Annotated in this window: 16 protein-coding genes and 1 tRNA gene; 11 read left to right on the top strand and 6 right to left on the bottom strand. The window is 36.9% G+C overall.

Annotation, left to right across the window (positions count from 1 at the left end; translation table 11 throughout):
* The 4 genes from PLA12_11095 to mnhG all read left to right on the top strand — a co-directional run.
* Window positions 1-726 (top strand): proton-conducting transporter membrane subunit (locus PLA12_11095; GenBank protein ID HOQ33044.1); only part of this gene is annotated, 726 nt, incomplete at its 5' end.
* Between the two features lies 1 nt (window position 727).
* Window positions 728-1,201 carry a Na+/H+ antiporter subunit E gene (locus PLA12_11100; protein HOQ33045.1) on the top strand — a complete coding sequence of 158 codons (474 nt, stop codon included), beginning with the start codon at window positions 728-730 and terminating at the stop codon, window positions 1,199-1,201.
* 36 nt (window positions 1,202-1,237) lie between these two features.
* Entirely contained in the window at window positions 1,238-1,471 is a 234-nt protein-coding gene (locus PLA12_11105; GenBank protein ID HOQ33046.1) for a monovalent cation/H+ antiporter complex subunit F, read from the top strand.
* Window positions 1,468-1,821, top strand: a complete 354-nt coding sequence (gene mnhG / locus PLA12_11110; GenBank protein HOQ33047.1) for a monovalent cation/H(+) antiporter subunit G — start codon at window positions 1,468-1,470, stop codon at window positions 1,819-1,821. Before PLA12_11105 ends, mnhG begins: the two co-directional genes overlap by 4 nt.
* Here mnhG and PLA12_11115 read toward each other — a convergent pair.
* On the bottom strand, window positions 1,814-2,629 hold the full coding sequence (locus PLA12_11115) for a hypothetical protein (GenBank protein HOQ33048.1): 816 nt from the start codon (window positions 2,627-2,629) through the stop codon (window positions 1,814-1,816). The genes mnhG and PLA12_11115 overlap by 8 nt on opposite strands.
* A 163-nt stretch (window positions 2,630-2,792) precedes the next feature.
* Here PLA12_11115 and dxs point away from each other — a divergent pair, with 163 nt between their 5' ends.
* The 5 genes from dxs to PLA12_11140 all read left to right on the top strand — a co-directional run bounded on the left by dxs (window position 2,793) and on the right by PLA12_11140 (window position 7,516).
* Window positions 2,793-4,703, top strand: a complete 1,911-nt coding sequence (gene dxs / locus PLA12_11120) for a 1-deoxy-D-xylulose-5-phosphate synthase (GenBank protein HOQ33049.1) — start codon at window positions 2,793-2,795, stop codon at window positions 4,701-4,703.
* 97 nt (window positions 4,704-4,800) lie between these two features.
* A tRNA-Leu gene (locus PLA12_11125) sits at window positions 4,801-4,882 on the top strand.
* A 66-nt stretch (window positions 4,883-4,948) separates the two neighbouring features.
* Window positions 4,949-6,454 carry a trigger factor gene (tig, locus tag PLA12_11130; GenBank protein HOQ33050.1) on the top strand — a complete coding sequence of 502 codons (1,506 nt, stop codon included), beginning with the start codon at window positions 4,949-4,951 and terminating at the stop codon, window positions 6,452-6,454.
* Between the two features lie 14 nt (window positions 6,455-6,468).
* Window positions 6,469-7,131, top strand: coding sequence for an ATP-dependent Clp protease proteolytic subunit (locus PLA12_11135; protein HOQ33051.1), 663 nt, complete (start codon window positions 6,469-6,471; stop codon window positions 7,129-7,131).
* 4 nt (window positions 7,132-7,135) lie between these two features.
* Entirely contained in the window at window positions 7,136-7,516 is a 381-nt protein-coding gene (locus PLA12_11140) for a CoA-binding protein (protein HOQ33052.1), read from the top strand.
* 18 nt (window positions 7,517-7,534) lie between these two features.
* On the opposite strand, the gene PLA12_11145 is transcribed toward PLA12_11140, so the two are convergent.
* From PLA12_11145 to PLA12_11165, 5 genes are all read right to left on the bottom strand, one after another.
* Window positions 7,535-8,995, bottom strand: a complete 1,461-nt coding sequence (locus PLA12_11145; protein HOQ33053.1) for a glycoside hydrolase family 28 protein — start codon at window positions 8,993-8,995, stop codon at window positions 7,535-7,537.
* A gap of 14 nt (window positions 8,996-9,009) precedes the next feature.
* Window positions 9,010-11,172, bottom strand: coding sequence for a hypothetical protein (locus PLA12_11150; protein ID HOQ33054.1), 2,163 nt, complete (start codon window positions 11,170-11,172; stop codon window positions 9,010-9,012).
* 7 nt (window positions 11,173-11,179) lie between these two features.
* Window positions 11,180-12,484, bottom strand: a complete 1,305-nt coding sequence (locus tag PLA12_11155; protein HOQ33055.1) for a hypothetical protein — start codon at window positions 12,482-12,484, stop codon at window positions 11,180-11,182.
* Between the two features lie 231 nt (window positions 12,485-12,715).
* Complete coding sequence (locus tag PLA12_11160; GenBank protein ID HOQ33056.1) at window positions 12,716-13,216, bottom strand: hypothetical protein; 501 nt, start codon at window positions 13,214-13,216, stop codon at window positions 12,716-12,718.
* Window positions 13,171-15,678 (bottom strand): insulinase family protein, encoded by a 2,508-nt coding sequence (locus PLA12_11165; protein HOQ33057.1) that lies wholly within the window; start codon window positions 15,676-15,678, stop codon window positions 13,171-13,173. Before PLA12_11165 ends, PLA12_11160 begins: the two co-directional genes overlap by 46 nt.
* Window positions 15,679-15,869: 191 nt before the next feature.
* On the opposite strand from PLA12_11165, the gene PLA12_11170 reads away from it, so the two are divergent.
* Window positions 15,870-17,507 carry a hypothetical protein gene (locus PLA12_11170; protein HOQ33058.1) on the top strand — a complete coding sequence of 546 codons (1,638 nt, stop codon included), beginning with the start codon at window positions 15,870-15,872 and terminating at the stop codon, window positions 17,505-17,507.
* A gap of 41 nt (window positions 17,508-17,548) precedes the next feature.
* The coding region (locus PLA12_11175) for a proline--tRNA ligase (protein ID HOQ33059.1) at window positions 17,549-18,240 on the top strand (692 nt) is incomplete at its 3' end.

Below are 18,240 nucleotides of genomic sequence, written 5' to 3' on the forward strand. Positions count from 1 at the left end.
ATCATTCGCACCTTTACTTTATTTTATCGAGAAATAGACACTCCCACACAGAATACCCTTTTGATAATTGCCAGTCTTACCATGCTCATAGGAGTTCTCGGTGCTGTATCTCAAAATGAAATTCGGCGTATTCTTTCCTTTCATATCATATCTCAGATTGGTTATATGCTTATGGGACTTGCTTTATGGACTACATTAGGAGTTGCCGGTGCCATCTACTTTATTGTCCACAATATTGTTGCTAAATCAAATCTATTCTTTATAAGCGGTATCATTAACGAAAAAACAGGCAGTTATCACCTTAAATCGCAAGGAAATCTATATAAAGAACTACCAATGCTCTCGGCTTGTTTTCTCTGTTCCGCATTATCTCTTGCTGGTTTACCTCCTCTGTCGGGTTTCGTCGGTAAATTGGCATTAATAATAGCAGGTATTCATGCAGGTGCTTATATTACTGTTTTCATATCCATACTTGTAAGTTTCCTTACTTTATTTTCAATGACAAAAATATGGATATATACCTTTTGGGGAACATCAAATTATAAAAAAGAAATTTCCACTGAACCAGAGAAAAATTTATTTTTTGCATACAGTGCTGTGATAATACTTGCTTTACTGACTGTTTTATTGGGTGTATTTGGAGAAACTTTTATTGATATATCCGAAAAGTCCGCTCAAAGTTTACTTCAGCCATTGACTTATATAGAAAAGGTTATGGAGTATTAGTATGAATTCCAACTTGTTTCTGGCAAATGTTCTTTTAAGTTTAATCTGGGCCTTTATCTCAGGTACTTTGTCTTTTGCAAGTATCCTATTGGGATTTGTTATTGGATATATGATTTTATTTATCATATATGGCAAAGAAGCAGATTATTTTCTTAAAGTCATTCGTATTTTTTTGTTTGCATTTCGTTTTATTTGGCTATTATTTTTATCAAATATTGAAGTAGCCATTGAGGTGCTTCGCATTCGTCCAAAATCCGCCCCCGGAATTATTGCTTATCAACTTCATTCTACCAATCCGTTGGAAATAACTTTATTTGCAAATTTTATATCATTAACTCCCGGAACCCTAAGCGTGGATATTTCAGAAGACAATAAGGTTCTTTATATTCACGCTTTGTTTGCTAATAATCCTGAAAAATTGAAAAAAGATATTGAAGAACAATTGGAAAAACCATTAAACACAATTTTTAACTGATATATGATTTTTTCGAGTATAGTTATATTTACAATTATGGTTGTTGTAGGGATAATTTTTGCCCTGATACGACTTGCTATAGGTCCTACTCTGGCAGACCGTGTAGTGGCTTTAGACCTGATAACAACTCAAATTGTCGGCATAATCGCTGTTTATTCCATTGCCATATCAAACTCCACATACCTGATTGATGCAATAACAATTACTATTCTTTCCTTTTTAGGGACAGTAACCTTTGCCTATTATTTAGGAATTGGAGGGAAACCATGATAAAAGAAATCCTCACCTCGCTATTTTTACTTTTGGGTGGTTTTTTTATGTTATTAGCCGGTTTCGGAATACTGCGTTTTCCTGATGTATATACTCGGATGCATGCTGCCACAAAAAGCGGAACTTTAGGTGTTACAGGAGCCTTAATTGCATTGTCTCTTTATTTTTGGGATACAGAAATTACAGTGCGTGCTATGTTACCCATCCTATTTACTCTTATTACGGCACCTGTTGCAGCACATTGTATTAGTCGTTCTGCATTCAAAAGCGGTGTAGAACTGTCAGAGAACAGCGTTATAAACGAGTTTGAACAAAATCAAGAAATTTCAACAGACGAACAAATTAAATAGATGGTTTTGTTTCAGCAGTTTCAGGTTTGTTGATAGTATCTCCCTGTTTTAAATCTACAGCTTCTTTTACAAGAGGGGCAATTTGTTCTGCGGGTAAAACAATAATTAATGAATTAGTCTCTACCTCATCTTTCCATTCCTGCACTACCCGTAAAGTCCCCATACCCACAAATTTCCCATCCATTGAAAATAAAGGCGAACTCAAAATATCAAAAGAACGGCTCTGGCTTAATGTGTAAAAAAGAAAAGGTTTTTCAATAATACTCTCTACTCTCAATACGGTTGCACTATGAGTGCGACGAGCCACTTTCCCATGTTGCATAATTAATAACAAGGGGTCTAATAATTGGGGTGCCGCAATATCATCTTTTTCTAAGGATACCTTGACTAAATCTTCTGGAATTGGTTCTTTGGCTCGGATAACCATAACATCGCGTTCTTTATCCTGTAAAAGCACTTCAGCGGGAATTTCTTTTTCATCTTTCAAAATCATCTTTATAGAAGCGATACGGATATTAATTGTATTTCGTAATTCCTGGTCTAACAATATTGATGGGTCAAGTGCCGAAAGAGCAAGAATTGCCATACCAGCAGGCTTTACCAACACTGCAGTGCATTGTCCAACAGTTTCTTCATCTCCATCCGATGAGGTAATTAATAAATTGGCTCTAACTGTAATGACAGAAGAGGCATATTGTTGAAAGACTTTTCTACCTGATTCCGCTATTTCATCAGCAAAAATATTAACAACAACAAATATAAAATTAGCCACCAAAATAAAAATAGGGAAAGATTTTATAAACTTCATAAAAACTTCTTTACTTTACATGTATTAAATAATGAATTAAAATGAACTTAAACTGTGTTTTATTATAACACAACCTTATAAAATTCTTACAGTGGGATATTTAAGAGACATCTATGTTATTATATTAGCAAGAGTGAAGAGGTTTTTATTGGAAATTTAAAATATGGCTATTCTTGAAAATATAAATTCACCTAAAGATATTAAAACCCTTTCTTTAGACCAGTTAGAACTATTGGCGGAAGAAATTCGCAAAAAAATTATTTCTACGGTCTTAATCAATGGGGGGCATTTGGCATCTCCCCTGGGAGTAGTGGAACTGACTATTGCATTACATTATGTTTTTGACATCGGTAAAGATATTCTTATATGGGATGTCGGACATCAATCTTATGCTCATAAAATACTTACGGGAAGAAACCACAATTTTGATACACTCCGAAGAAAAGGGGGAATTAGTGGCTATCCGCGTCGTGAGGAAAGCCCCCTTGATTTTTTTGGCACGGGTCATAGTTCCACATCTATATCTTCTGCATTAGGGATGGCTATTGCTCGTGATATAGAAAAAGAAAATAATCATGTTATAGCAGTTATTGGAGATGGAGCCATGACAGGGGGCATGGCAATGGAAGCATTAAGTCATGCGGGGCACCTTGGAACAAATCTGCTGGTAATATTGAATGATAATGAAATGTCTATCGCTCCCAATACAGGGGCTTTAGCAAAATATTTTAATCGCCTTATTATGGCTTACCCTTATAAAAGGGCAAAAGAAGATGTTGGAAGTTTCGTAAAACGAATTGTAGGAGAACGCGTTACCCGAACCATTCAGGATTTGGAGAAATCGGTAAAAGGCTTTATTACAAAAGGTTCCTTATTCCAAGAATTGGGTTTTAATTATATCGGTCCTGCCGATGGACATGATTTACCTTTATTAATGGAATGTTTTCAAAATCTGAAGTATTTTGCGGGTCCTGTTTTGTTTCACTGTCGAACGGAAAAAGGGAAAGGATACAAAGAGGCGGAAAAAGACCCTCAAAAATATCACGGAATTAAACCTAAAAAAATTTACAAATCCGATGAAGAAGGGGATGGAATTCTATTAACCCAACCTGTTGAAGAAATAGGAAAAAGTTTTACAGAACATTTTAGCGATGCAATATGTAAACTCGCTGAAAAAGATAATCGAATTGTTGCTATAACTGCCGCAATGCCAGCAGGTACGGGATTGACTACTTTTGCGGAAAAATTCCCACAACGATTTTTCGATGTAGGAATATGCGAACAGCATGCGGTAACTCTTGCCGCTGGGCTTGCCTGTAAAGGATTTCGACCTGTGGTTGCTATTTATTCGACTTTTTTACAACGGGCTTATGACCAGATTATTCATGATGTTTGTTTGCAAAATTTGCCCGTTATTTTCGCTATAGACCGTGCCGGGCTTGTTGGTGAAGATGGTCCCACTCACATGGGGACTTTTGACCTTTCCTTTTTGCGGGTCATACCCCAATTAAAGATTTGTTCACCTCGCGATGGCTTTGATTTAGAAAAACTTTTAGAAATAGCCCTCCTTCAAGAAGGACCCATTGCAATTCGTTATCTCAAAGCACAATCTATACTTACAGGGTCAACGACAGAACGGAATTACATGGGAGCAGATGTCCTTTCAACAGGAACTGATGGCTATTTTCTTGCCGTGGGAACCAAAGTCCATACCTGCCTGAAAGTATCCCAAAAATTACAAAAAGCAGGGATATCTATCGGTGTTATTGATATGAGATGGGTAAAACCCCTCGATATACAGATACTGAAAAAACTTTCTACCCCGCGTATTTTTACGGTCGAAGAAAATACTTTAATAGGTGGCTTTGGAAGTGCTATCCTTGAATACTTCAATGATAGTTCTTTAATAGAAGAGACAAAGATATATCGTTTAGGGATATCGGATGTTTTTTGTGAACATGCTTCTCGTGAAGAACAATTAAAAATGTTTGGACTAACCGTTGATGAATTATCTGATAAAGTACTTGAAATTTTTGAGATAAATCAACATACGCATGTACCCACTATGTCCTGAACATACAATATTCCTGAAAATTCTTATTAAATTCAAAAGTTGTAAAAAATTGTGGATTTATGGTAATCTTTTAAACCCCAATGTTTATTAGCATGAGGGGCGAGTGGCGGAATTGGCAGACGCGCTGGACTTAGGATCCAGTACCGCGAGGTGTGCGGGTTCAACTCCCGCCTCGCCCACATTACTATTGAACTTTAATAGATAATTAATGAATCATAAAACAACTTAAATATAGGTCAATAATCATGATGGAACAAAAAAACAACAACGAAAATAACATTACTCCCTCTGAATCAGAACAAAAAGATGAGTTGCAAAATGCAACGGAAACTACTTCGGAACAAACAACAACAGAGGAATTGCATGAGCATAAACACCATCACCATGCCCATGATACAGCCGAAGAAGAATTTAAATTTGAAAAAGACCCCGAATATGAAATTGATTACAAAGGAGACTGTTTATATTCCGTAAAGATTTCTATTCCTGCGGTAAATACTAAATCACAGATAAATAAAAATCTGGAAGAAGTAAAAGAACATGCAGAATTGCCCGGTTTTCGTAAAGGGAAAGCCCCCATGTGGTTAGTTGAAAACAAATTTGGCAAAATAGCTCGAAAAGAAGCCCTTGATAAGGTTATAACCGAATCCGTTAAAAAATTAATGGAAGACAATAAATTACGGGCATTTTCTACCCCGCAATTTGAAGGGTTAGAAGAACTTGACAAATTACCAGAAGATAAGGATATATCTTTTCAGGTTTCTTTTGAAGTAGCACCAAGATGCGAATTAGGTAAGTATCGTGGGCTTGAGTTAGAACGAAAAGTCCTTGAACCTGATGAAAATATGATTGCAGAACGGCTGGAACTTTTGCGGAACCGTTTTGCAATTTATCAGTCTATTCCTGATGCAGAAATAGCCAATGGTGACCAGGCAATTATTGATTTTAATGGAACTATAGATGGGGAAAGTTTCCCCGGTGGAACTGCCAACAATTATCCTTACATAGTCGGTTCTAAGAGATTTTTCGGTAAATTTGAAGAAGCACTTATTGGTGCTAAAGTTGGTGAAACGAAAACCTGCGAAGTTGAATTTCCGATAGATTACACGAACAAAAGCCTTGCCGGTAAAAAAGCAATATTCGAAATTAAAATTAAAGACATCAAACGGAAAGAAATGCCTGCATTAGATGATGAATTTGCAAAACAAGCCGGGGCAAAAAATCTTGAAGACTTGAAACAAAAAATTAAGAAAGAACTGGAAGATGCTATATCGGAAGAAACTGATTATCAATTAGAGACAGATGCAATTGAACAGGTTATTGCAAACAGCACATTTGAAATTCCCAAATCACTCATTGAAGAGGTAGCCAAAAATCAGGTAGAAGAACAAATCCAACGAATGATACAAATGCGTATCCCTGTGTCGGAAATTGAAAAACAACGCGAAGAGTTGGAAAAGGATGCTAAAGAAAAAGCAGAAAAAACAATTAAGTGGTATACTGTGGCAAATGAAATAGCCGAAGCAGAAGGGATAGAAATTACAGATAGTGACTACGAGGACGAAGCACAAAACATACAAGGAAGAACAGGGATAGATATAGAAACCATTCGTAACTATATTCAGGAACAAGGCAAAGAAGATGTAAACGATACCATTATTCGAAAAAAAGTAGTTAAACTTATTTTAGACAGTGCCAAAATTGAGACAAAAACTATTTCCCGTGAAGAATGGGAAAAAAAATCTGATTAAGAGAATTAAAAACTATGCATGAAGCAATAGAAAAATTGTTCAAACATGGAATTAACCCTTATTCCGAAAATCCTATTAACCCTCAGGCTGTAACAATATATCAGCAAACCAGTCGGGGAGAAAGGGCTTACGATATTTACTCCCGATTGCTTGAAGACCGAATTATTTTTTTGGGTATGCCTATTGACGACTATGTTGCTAACTATATCATTGCCCAATTACTTTATTTAGAAGCAGAAGACCCCGATAAAGACATAAATCTTTATATCAATAGCCCGGGTGGTAGTGTTACAGCAGGTTTGGCAATATACGATACCATGCAGTTTATCCGTCCCGAAATTACAACCATCTGCCTTGGACAGGCAGCCAGTATGGCAGCAGTCCTTATGTCCGCAGGAACTCCCGGAAAACGCTATGCGCTTCCTTATTCTCGCTTCCTGTTGCATCAATTAATGGGGGGTGTTCGCGGACAGGCTACTGACATCGCTATTCAGGCACAGGAAATTGTTCGGATAGGTGAAACTATTGACCAAATCCTCGCCAGACATACAGGACAACCCATTGAAGTTATCCGAAGAGATACCGACCGCGACTTATTTCTCAGTGCAGACGAAGCAAAAAACTATGGACTAATTGACGAAGTATTACAACGCTCCAAACCTAAAAAAGAAAAATAAAAAAATGCCTAAAACAGTAGCAATCATTGGTGCATCTGCCGACCGTAACAAATACAGTAATAAGGCAATCCGTGCATATATTGCAAAAGGATGGACTGTTTACCCCGTGAATCCCAATATCAAAGAAATTGAAGGGATTCCCTGTTATAAATCCATTGAAGATGTTCCCGAACCTATTGACCGTATCAGCGTATATGTTCCACCTCAAATCGGCAAAACACTTCTCCCCTCCATTGCCAGAAAAAAGCACAACGAACTATACATAAACCCCGGTGCCGAAGACGAAGAACTTATGCAAAAAGCAACACAACTTGGATTAAATCCCATCTACGCTTGCAGTATTATTGCCGTTGGTTCACATCCCTCCTCCTTCTCCGAAAAATAAATACACATTTTACAACAATTATTTTGCTTTTCCGTTTAAGTATATATCTTTCAGAATAATATCGGATGTGTTTTCAGAAACAATGTGTTTTTCTTTTTTGTTGTTGTCAAATAAGTGAATATTAGAGATGACAGGTGTCTGAACATCTGTTAAAAAAAGAGCAGGTCGGATGTCTTTCTCTCCCGTATGTATGGTAATGTTCTCCATATGGATATTTTTAACATGTCTTATAAAAAAACCATAGGCAGGTAGTGTTCCAAACATCCGGTATTCCGGATAAGCATCTTCTTTCTCCTCAGGAACATCTATTTGTTTTTCTACCGCTCCTTTGAATGAAAGATTAATATCACGCAATGTAAGTTCTTCTATATAATGGTTCGGTAGTCCCGAAATAGGACAGCCGATAGAATCGGCACCTGTGGCGATTATATTTGTAAGGATTATTGTTTTCATCGTTCCTACAGAAGTAACAGATTGTCCTGGACAACAAGGGCGTGCACGATTCCCTAAACGAATAAAGATAGGATTGCTTACATTCTGCATGCAAATATTATTAATAACGATATTTTCCGTTATTCCTCCATCTACGGTCTGAATCGTTACGCCAGATATACGGGTATCGTAAATAGTGCAGTTGCTAATGGAAATATTTTGAAAACCACCATTTGATTCTGTTCCCATTTTCAATGCGTTGCACAGGGAACTTAAAATACAATTTGTAATAGTTATATTTTTGCAGGGTTTTGGCGAGGTGCTTTTAAGAACGATAGAATCATCACCAGAAACGATATGGCAATCACTAACAATGACATTTTCACAGGAATCTATATCAATACCATCATTATTCCGATTACAACGGCTATTTATTTTCACATTAGAACAGCGTATATTTTCACATGCAAGTAAATGAACAGTCCACATAGCACCATTTTCAAAAGTTATTCCTTCTAAATTCACCTCTTTACACTCAATCAATCGAACGAGGTAAGGGCGGAATTTGTATATTCTGTTTTTATCCTCTATAAATTGTTCGCCTTGGCCATAAATTTTGCCATAGCCGACAATCCCAATATTTCTTTGTTGTTCTGCAAAAATGAGCGACCTTTGAGAATAATTGTCGGTATAAGAGCGATATGAAGGTTTTATCTCGGGAAAATCTTCAATCTCTGTGCTACTTATTAATACACTTCCTGGACTTAGATAGAGAAATACACCGTTTTTCAAAACAATCGTCCCTGTAAGAAATTTCCCCTGTGGAATAACTACAAATCCACCTCCTTGTTCTGATACAGTGTTAATGGCTTTTTGAATAAATGATGTGTTTAATGTTTTCCCATCTCCAATAGCCCCGAATTTAAGAATAGAAACACCACATGTTTCTATTGTTGGGAAAAGTCTATCATTATTCTCTACCTGTGCATGAGTGATAAAACAAACACTCAGAAAAATACACAATAAGGAAATCAAATATCCTTTCATAATCTCGTCCCTTATTAATTAAGTATATTTAAAATCCCGGCTCTTGTTTTATAAATTGGATTAATAAAACCACCTTTTCCTTCTATTTCTCTTATCAATTGTTTTGCAAGATTAGTATTCTCATCTATGTATATAGCACGAATAATAGGGAGATAATGATTTTTGTGAATACCTGTTGGGTCTTTTTCGATACATTGGTAAAATGTGTCCAAAGCCTCTTGTTTGCGATTTTGTTCCATCAGACTAATAGCCAGGGAATGGTATCCCCAGGGTGTCTGCGGTTGAAGGTATATCGCACATTTAGCGAACCATTCTGCAAGTTCGGGTTTATTCCTATTAAGAGCAGCCCATGCTATGTAATTCCAAATCATAGGGGTAGGTGGATGAATAAAATCAATATAATTTCGTAGTTCATGATGGGCTTCTTCCCGAATGTTATCAGGGGCATTTATTTTCTTCAAAATCTCTATAAAGGGGCTATAGTCTATGCATTCAGGAATATTTTCCATTTCATTAAAAGAGAACGCCTCTTTACTTAAGTGGTATAACCAAAGACCATTCATCCCGGGTAAAAAGGTTTTTTCAAATTTTATCCCTGCCTTATAAAAGTATGCTTCTATAAAATTTTCATCAGGAAAATGAAACACAAACCGTTCTATTACCAGCCATGCACTTTCTTTTTCTTTATCTACAAAAATCCTTTTCAAACAGTTCATAACATCAAAAAAACTATAAACAGGGATTATATCTTTGTTCGGGGTTTCTGTATAGTAGGCAAGCATTTCATTTGTTATCGGAATGGAAATATAAAAAATTCCCCATGTAAGTATCGGTTCATCAGGTTTGCTACTTTGAGAAATAATTTTTCCCGCAGTCTTAAAATCTGTTGTTTTTTGAGATATTGCAGAAACGAAAGTTTGATAAGAAAAAGCGATTAAAAGCCATGCTATCAATATTCTTCTGATTTTGGTCTGTTCAATATTCAAAAGTGTATAAGCAAGCATAGAATACATCGCAAAAGAACTGTAAAGGGTATATCTTGTTTGCATACAGGGCCAGACAAGAAGTGAAAGGAAGGTCAGAATAATAACAGGTGCTATAACAACCGTTAATAGAAAAGAAATAATCGGTTGTGATGTGATTAACCAAAAAGGGAACAAATAAAAAAATGGTATTTGTCCTTTTTTAGTACATTCAGTTTTCCATTTTGAATACAGGTCAAATAAAACATAAGTAAGAGAAAAAACAGAAAAAATAATGAGGAGGGTATCGAACCATAAATGTAATCCTATAATCTCATTAATCCAATAAGGCGTAATAAAAGTGCTTGTGGGTCCTTGATGAAAAAAAGGTTCATTTGTAAGGATAGCATCATCAGCCAATAAATCGGTTAACCATTTATAAACAGACGGAACACCCATAACAAAATCATCTGCTTGGGTATATATAGGAATGGAGTGGGGTGTGAAGAAAAAGAAGATACAGAGGATAATTCCACCTAAACAAGCAGAAAATAATAAGAAAACACTCCTTTTCTCTTTTACAAAATATAGGGATAAGAAAAATATTTCGATAAGAATAAGCAGAAGCCCTGTATAATGTGAGATAAATATAGTGATATTTGCTAATACCCAGAAAAATCCGCGGGAGTACGAAAGTTTTTTGTAAAGCAAGGCTGTTGCAACCAAAGAACATAAACCCACAAATTCATAAAAGATATAGGGTCTTATCATCTGTGCAAATAAAATGTGGAACGGTGAAAGAGCAAATAGAAAAGTAGCCAATAAAGCAGTCCGCCTACCTAAAGAAAGTTTTACAAATATGAAGAACAACAAGAGATTAATTACACCAATGAATACAGAGACCCAGCGAAGTATCTCAATATTTGAAAGAGATATCGAAAATAAACGGAATATAGAATAAAAAATTAAATGGGATAAGGGAACTTGGTCGGAGTGGTAGGCACTAAAAATAGAAAGAAACTCATCGAATGATGGCGAGAGATACAATTTGTATGTGGTAATAAACTCATCAAACCATAAAGAGAGTGAGCCAATACGATAACTTCTCAGAATGAAACCTATAACCAGAATAGTCAGAAGGGATAAAGTATCAACAGCAGAAAAATAGGGCTGTTTCTGATTTTCGTGTTTCAGTTCTGTATCAGATAATTTCATTTACCTTTTATTGTTTTTCAACAGGGTCGGGTTTGGGCGACTGATTGACTAATTTTAATATCGTATCAATAAGAATTTCTCCCGTCATTTCTCCCAATCCAGTGCGAGAAATATATTCATACTTCTTAAAACTGTTCCAGTCCACTTTGGTAAGGATATAACCGAAAGCGTCATTTGTCAATCCAAACAAAAATGGATGGGGAGTAGGCATTTTTCGTTTTAGGTAAAAGCCAATATTGGGAAGGGCTTCCCCAGGAATAGTTACAATTTGAGCAGTTCCAACATTAATCAAGTTAATTCGGGTAGGTATTGTATTTTTTTCTGTAATAGGATATTTAATCGGTGAATTTTTTAAGACCATACGAAGTAACGGAGAATCAATGGGAAACTCAACAGGGGTATTAGTGCAATACAATGTGGGATTTTTCTGAACAGGAGCATCCTTCACGATACGCAATGCTTCACTGGCTAACAATTCTCCAATACGAATACATTCATCCCATGTCTGAATATCTCCATTAGGTCCACGACAATCTGCTGTAACCATACCCCCCTGAGCACTGTTCATGAAAATAGCCATTCCTCCCGTTTCCGCTTCAATCTTATCATATAAAGGACCACATAGGTCAGGAGATAAAATCTTTTGACTATCTCCAATAACTTCCGGATGAATAGCATAATTTACCAGCGTTACAAGAATTTTTCCTTCCTTTTTCTTCTCCGCAGAAACAGCCTGTAATACACTGCAACGATGGTCATACAATTCATCGGCATAGTAATTATAAGCAATTTTCCCTTTTGCCTCACCCATAGCAATTTTTAAATAAGCAGGCTTCATATTTTTATATGCTTCATTAATTGCTTCACCTGCCTGTTGACATACCCAATCAAGATATTTCAAATCCGCCGAACAATTCCCTTTTTCATCAACAAACCCATAAGTTTCTGGGGCACTATGCGTATGTGTAACACCCACCAGTATATTCTCAGGCGGAATTTGGGGAACCATTAAACGGATTTTATCCGCCAGCACAGATGACCAACCTAAAAAATCAAGGCTGACAATAGCTACGGCTATATCTCCTTTTTTCATAACCATCGCACGGGCAAACAAATCTCCAATCTTTTTTTCTACAGGTTCCGGTGTACCCACTCCACCTGATACTGGAAGCAAGGGGTCTGGCGTAACAACGCGTTTAGCAGAGCCAACATACAGCATATCTTTATCTTTGTCCACAGCAAAAACAGTTGAGCATAAAAGAATAGCAAAAATGGATGTAATTAAAAGTGACGAAACATAAAAGTTCTTCATAATCTTAATCCTTATGGTTATGAATTAATTTAGCAAAGTTATAGTAGGTATTATATCGCGATATATAAAGAAAAAGAAAATATTGAGTAAGTAGGTTTCTTCCCTTACTTTATCTCGATATTTAGTAATCTTATTGGAGGATGTAAAGATACGATACATTATAAATATCCACATTATTTTGAGTGGATTATAAATAATATAGGTGTGTAGTGCAGAGGTATTATCGGGTTTCTATTTCACAAAAATATCGTTTATAGTAACAAAACGCAAACTTCCGAATTGTGCAAGAGAATCAGAGGTTATTCTATTTAATGGTAGCATAACGCTGATAAGCCGTTTACTGGATTTAACTCTTTTTTCATGGAATTGAAGCAGGTCTTGCAAGGTTAGTTGTTGGATACCTTTATACCATTGTTTTCGAGGGTCATCTTCAATTCCATGGAGATACCAACCATAAACACGCCCTAATATGCTTCGGAATGTGACCTTGTCTGTCTGATAGTCATTTAGCACCGATTCTTTAGCAAAACGGAACCGTTCTTCGGATATAGGCAAATTATCAAATAGCTGTAGAAAGCATTCCAATGCTTCTTTTAATTTGTCAGGCTGTGTCTGGATAACGCCAACCATTAAATCTTCATCACCTTTCTTATATCCCCCGATATATTGGGCTCCTGCGACATACGCTAATGCTCGGGCTTCTCGTAATTCCTGAAATACAACTCCTGCCATACCTCCACCAAAATATGAATTAAGACCTCAATCACTGGTTCTTCTTCCATTGTTGACTCTTCTAACCCGAACTCTATTCGCACACTTGCCTGTGTCGTCTCTTTATCCAGAACATACAATTGGGTATTTTCGGGTCTTCTTGATTTTAAATATATATAGGAAGGTGTGTCTTTTAACCCGGAAAAGTCCTTTTGCTTCTTAAATTCCTTCTTTAGATATCCTTTATAAAGTTTTGTTAATTCTTTATGATTTAGTGTTCCGGCATAAAAAATATGATGTTTGTAATTCAATAAATTTTTTGTTATCTCCTGTAATTCTTCAATGGATAATTTTTTCAACTCCTCTTCCGAAAGCAAATTCAAGTAGGGAGATTGTGTATCTAATCGGTTAAACTGCACTAAAGCCCGCATCACTTCTTCCGGGTCCTTTTTAGCATCTTCACGCTGAGCAAGGATAATCGCCTTTAATTCTTCCAAAACATCCTTCTCTACTTGAGGATAAAACATTACCTCCATCAATAAATCCATAGTTTCCTTAAAACGGTCATCGAAACCATTTAAAGAAATTACCGTTTCATTATTGGTAGAACGAACACCGAATTCTGCCCCTAATTTATACCATTCCTTCTTGAGGTTTTCTGGAGAAAGATAACGCGTTCCAGACTTTTCCAATAACCGTAGAGCCACTGGAATTTTGGGATTGTGATAATTCCCTATATCTATGCGTATTTCTAAACTGAATATTTTATTTAGCGGATTTTTACAAAACCAAAAATCCAAACCCTCTTTCTTCTGCAGATGAATATAATCCTTCCCTTTTTCCAGAAAAACAGGTTCACTTTTAGCCATAGGAATTGATAAAATCTGCTGAGCGAAAGGTGAAAGTTTCGTGCTATCAATAGTTAGTGGCGTTAATTTGGGTTTGGGGACATAACTAATTTCGCGTTTTCCATCTTTACGATAGCCTGCAACATATCCTTGTGAAAAATACTTCCTGGCTGTATTTACAATCTCATCTTTGGTTATTTTTTCCATTCGTTCAATTCGTTTCAAATGCTCCTGCCAGTCTTCATGTGCTATAAACGCATCCGTGAGTTCACCTACTCGTCCCTCATTTGTTTCTCTTGACCGTTCCTTCATTTTTCGGAAATCTGTAATAATTGCTGGTAAAAGCCAATCTTCAAATTTCCCCTCACAAAGTAACTTTACCTGCTCCAACAACAATTGTTCCACTTCTTCCAAACTCTGCCCTTCTTTGGGTACTCCCAATATATACTCAACGCCCAAATCGTTTAACTGCATGATAAAAGAGCCCGCTCTTCTAACTTTTTGCTTTTGGATGAGATTCAGATTAATTAAACCAGCTACCGCATTATCCAAAATCATATCCATCAGGGCGATTTTATCCGAATCCGGGTGTAATTTAGGTACAGTCCGAAAAGCAAGCATAACCGAAGGCTCACCTTCAAACTGTATTTCTACTGGAATTCTTTCTTTCAACGGTTCATAGCAATATGTCGAAATAGGGGAACAGATTTTATCCCCTTCATTTTCTCTTTTTTCTATTGTTAAATTTTTATTACTATCTTCCCCTTTTGTTGCTTCCTTTCTTATGTCTGAAAAATACCTCGAAATAATTTCTATCGCCTCTGGAATTTTTATGTCCCCTGAAATTCCAATGGATAAATTTTGGGGAACATACCACTTTTCAAAAAAACTTTTTATATTCTTTATAGATGGATTTTTCAAATGTTCTGGGTCCCCTAACACAGTCTGTGTCCCATAAGGATGGTCTGGAAATAACTTTTCATTAACAGCCTCCATTAACACGCGTTCCCGATTGTCCATGGCTCGATTCTTCTCTTCATACACGGTTTCTAATTCTGTCGGAAACAAACGAAAAACAGGAGCCGAAAATCGGTCGGATTCTAACATAGCCCAATGTTCCAAACACCCTGCAGGCAATTCTACCTTATACACCGTTTCATCAATCCATGTATGTGCGTTAATCTTGTCCCCTCCTAATGATTTATAAACTCGGTCTAATTCATTGGGAACTGCATATTGGCTTGCCTCCTGAGAAAGTTGGTCAATTTCTTTGTAAATTTCTTCCCGTTTCTGGGCATCTGTTGTTTGCCGATATTTCTCATATAAATCCTCTATTTTATCGAGCAACTCTTTCTCTTTCGTAAAATCAATAGTCCCTAATCGTTCTGACCCCTTAAACATAAGGTGCTCAAAATAATGGGCTAATCCCGTAGTTTCGGGTGGGTCATTCTGACTGCCCGCTCGCACGGCTATTTCTGCATAAAAACGGGGAACTTCATGATTTTCCGTAAGATATACGGTTATCCCATTACTTAAACGATAAATATATACCTGCATGGAATCATCAGGTTTCGGTTGATATATTAATTGATAAGCATAAGCATAACCGGTTGAGCAATAAAATACTGCAGTCATAGTTATTCCTATTAAAAATTGTTTCATTATCATATTAAGACCTTTTTAAATTGAATCATATACCTATACAAAATAGATATAAGAATGAAATATCACAGTAATTTATCATATAATCAATATAAGTAGTCTTTTCAAACACTCTTATTATACACTATTACCAATCAAAACTTCTGACAAAAAGGAATATCATCATGTTCTCTCCCAACTCTTTTTTAGGTAGACATCCTATTTTACGATGGATTCTTATAACCATTGTGGTGATTGTTGCTTTATTTTTTGTATGGCTCTATTCACGCATGCGGGGACCTTATCATAACTATACACTTGACTTTTTAATTCCCGACCCTGTTTCTACACCACAACCGGGTGTTCTGGAAGTGGGTGTAGCAAAAAGAGACATTACCCCTATACTTGACCTGTATGATTCATGGGAAGATGTAAACAATAACGGGAAGTTTGACCCCAATGTAGATACTTATGTGGATAAAAACCATAATGGAAAATTTGATGGTATATGGATTGCAGGTTTTGGGACCAATCGTCCGGCTAAAGGGATTCATGACCCACAATGGGTTCGTGCTATTGCCTTTCGCAATAATGGTGTTACCCTGGTTATGGCAAGTTTTGATGCTATTGGTATTTATCATAACGATTTTATAACCATACGCAAAAGTATAGACCCTAATTTAAAGATAGACCATGTTCTCTTTTCATCTACTCACTGCCATGAAGTCGTGGATACCATGAAAATTTGGACTTTCTGGAAACGAATTAAAGGACTGGACATTCCAGGATTTGGTTATGATGATAGGCACATGAAATTTATTCAGAAGATGGCAAAAGAAGCCATTGAAGAAGCGGTTCGTAATTTACAACCAGCCGATATGTATTGTACACAAGTAGAAGTAGGTCCGGAAGGTTTTATCCGTGATTCCCGAAAACCCGAAGTAATGGACCCTTATATGTATTTATTCCGTTTTACAAAACCCAATACTGATGAAACGATTGCAACCTTTGTATCCTGGGGCAATCATCCGGAATCATCAGGTAGCGAAAACAACTATCTATCCTCGGATTTCTGTCACACACTTCGTGAAGGATTGGAAAATGGCGTTCCTGACCCCAATGGGGCTCCGGGTTTTGGTGGCATGTGCCTATATTTTCAAGGAATGGTGGGTGGTCTTATGACACAACTGGGTGTTGAAGTTCCCGACCGCTCCGGTACAATAACTTACAAAGAATCCTCATTAGAAAAAGGAGAAGCCTTAGGGTATAATGTAGCCCTTGTTGCGATAAAGGCACTTCGTGGGCCGAATGTATGGAAGAATGAAAAGCCTTTGTTAGCAGTCTCCGCTAAAACTTATCTTGCTCCTATGCAAGGGCACTTTAAATATGCCATTATGTTAGGGCTTATTCACGAAGGATATTATTGGGGAGGAAAATCAAAAACGGAAGTCAATGTCGTGCGCATTGGCGATGTTATGATTACTACTGTTCCGGGCGAATTATATCCTGAAATTGTTCAGGGTCATATTGAAGCACTGCCAGGTAATGACTTTAATCTAACCACTCCTGTTGAAAATCCCCCCTTACGAATGGAAATGGAAAAGGAAGTAAAAATGGCATTTATCATCGGATTAGCCAACGATGAAATCGGTTATATGCTTCCCAAATCTCAATGGGATACGAAACCGCCATTCGTATATGGAAAAAGTCAATATGGTGAAGTAAACTCATGTGGACCTGAAGTAGGAACAACCTATCATAAAAATGCACTGGAACTTATCCAACGAATGAATAAAGCCTACCCACGGAAAACAACTCAATAAACTTAATCAAAAAAATCGATAAAAGGAAGGATATAACAAGGATGAGCAAAGGAATAACGAAACGCTCTGAAGATTATTCCCAATGGTATATTGACATTGTTTTAAAAGCGGAATTAGCTGATTACAGCCCTGTAAAAGGTTGCATGGTCATCCGTCCTAACGGTTATGGTATCTGGGAAAATATCCAAAAGAACCTGGACCGTATGTTTAAAGAAACAGGACATGTTAATGCCTATTTCCCCATGCTTATTCCTGAAAGTTTCTTAAAAAAAGAGGCAGAACATGTGGAAGGTTTTGCACCGGAATGTGCCGTTGTTACCCATGGTGGAGGAAAACCTTTAGAAGAACCCTTAGTAATACGACCTACATCAGAAACAATTATCTGGGCTACTTACAAAGATTGGATAAGTTCTTACCGCGATTTACCATTACTCATTAATCAGTGGGCAAATGTCTGCCGTTGGGAAATGCGAACACGGCTTTTTCTCCGTACCACAGAGTTCCTGTGGCAAGAAGGACACACCGCACATGCCTCCTATGAAGAAGCGGAAGAAGAAACCCTTCGGATGATTCGTGTCTATCAACGATTCGCAGAAGATTACCTCGCTATGCCTGTTATCGTCGGTAGAAAAACTGAATCCGAAAAATTTGCAGGTGCTGTCCATACTTATTGCATTGAAGCACTCATGCAGGATGGAAAATCTTTACAAGCAGGGACATCCCATAACTTAGG

The sequence above is a fragment of the Candidatus Hydrogenedens sp. genome, assembly GCA_035378955.1.
In the GTDB taxonomy this organism is placed as follows: Bacteria; Hydrogenedentota; Hydrogenedentia; order Hydrogenedentales; family Hydrogenedentaceae; genus Hydrogenedens.

Coding starts and splice junctions, on each gene's coding strand:
- PLA12_11100 (HOQ33045.1), top strand. CDS start 728: ATGAATTCCAACTTGTTTCTGGCAAATGTTCTTTTAAGTTTAATCTGG.
- PLA12_11105 (HOQ33046.1), top strand. CDS start 1,238: ATGGTTGTTGTAGGGATAATTTTTGCCCTGATACGACTTGCTATAGGT.
- mnhG (HOQ33047.1), top strand. CDS start 1,468: ATGATAAAAGAAATCCTCACCTCGCTATTTTTACTTTTGGGTGGTTTT.
- PLA12_11115 (HOQ33048.1), bottom strand. CDS start 2,629: ATGAAGTTTATAAAATCTTTCCCTATTTTTATTTTGGTGGCTAATTTT.
- dxs (HOQ33049.1), top strand. CDS start 2,793: ATGGCTATTCTTGAAAATATAAATTCACCTAAAGATATTAAAACCCTT.
- tig (HOQ33050.1), top strand. CDS start 4,949: ATGATGGAACAAAAAAACAACAACGAAAATAACATTACTCCCTCTGAA.
- PLA12_11135 (HOQ33051.1), top strand. CDS start 6,469: ATGCATGAAGCAATAGAAAAATTGTTCAAACATGGAATTAACCCTTAT.
- PLA12_11140 (HOQ33052.1), top strand. CDS start 7,136: ATGCCTAAAACAGTAGCAATCATTGGTGCATCTGCCGACCGTAACAAA.
- PLA12_11145 (HOQ33053.1), bottom strand. CDS start 8,995: ATGAAAGGATATTTGATTTCCTTATTGTGTATTTTTCTGAGTGTTTGT.
- PLA12_11150 (HOQ33054.1), bottom strand. CDS start 11,172: ATGAAATTATCTGATACAGAACTGAAACACGAAAATCAGAAACAGCCC.
- PLA12_11155 (HOQ33055.1), bottom strand. CDS start 12,484: ATGAAGAACTTTTATGTTTCGTCACTTTTAATTACATCCATTTTTGCT.
- PLA12_11160 (HOQ33056.1), bottom strand. CDS start 13,216: ATGGCAGGAGTTGTATTTCAGGAATTACGAGAAGCCCGAGCATTAGCG.
- PLA12_11165 (HOQ33057.1), bottom strand. CDS start 15,678: ATGACTGCAGTATTTTATTGCTCAACCGGTTATGCTTATGCTTATCAA.
- PLA12_11170 (HOQ33058.1), top strand. CDS start 15,870: ATGTTCTCTCCCAACTCTTTTTTAGGTAGACATCCTATTTTACGATGG.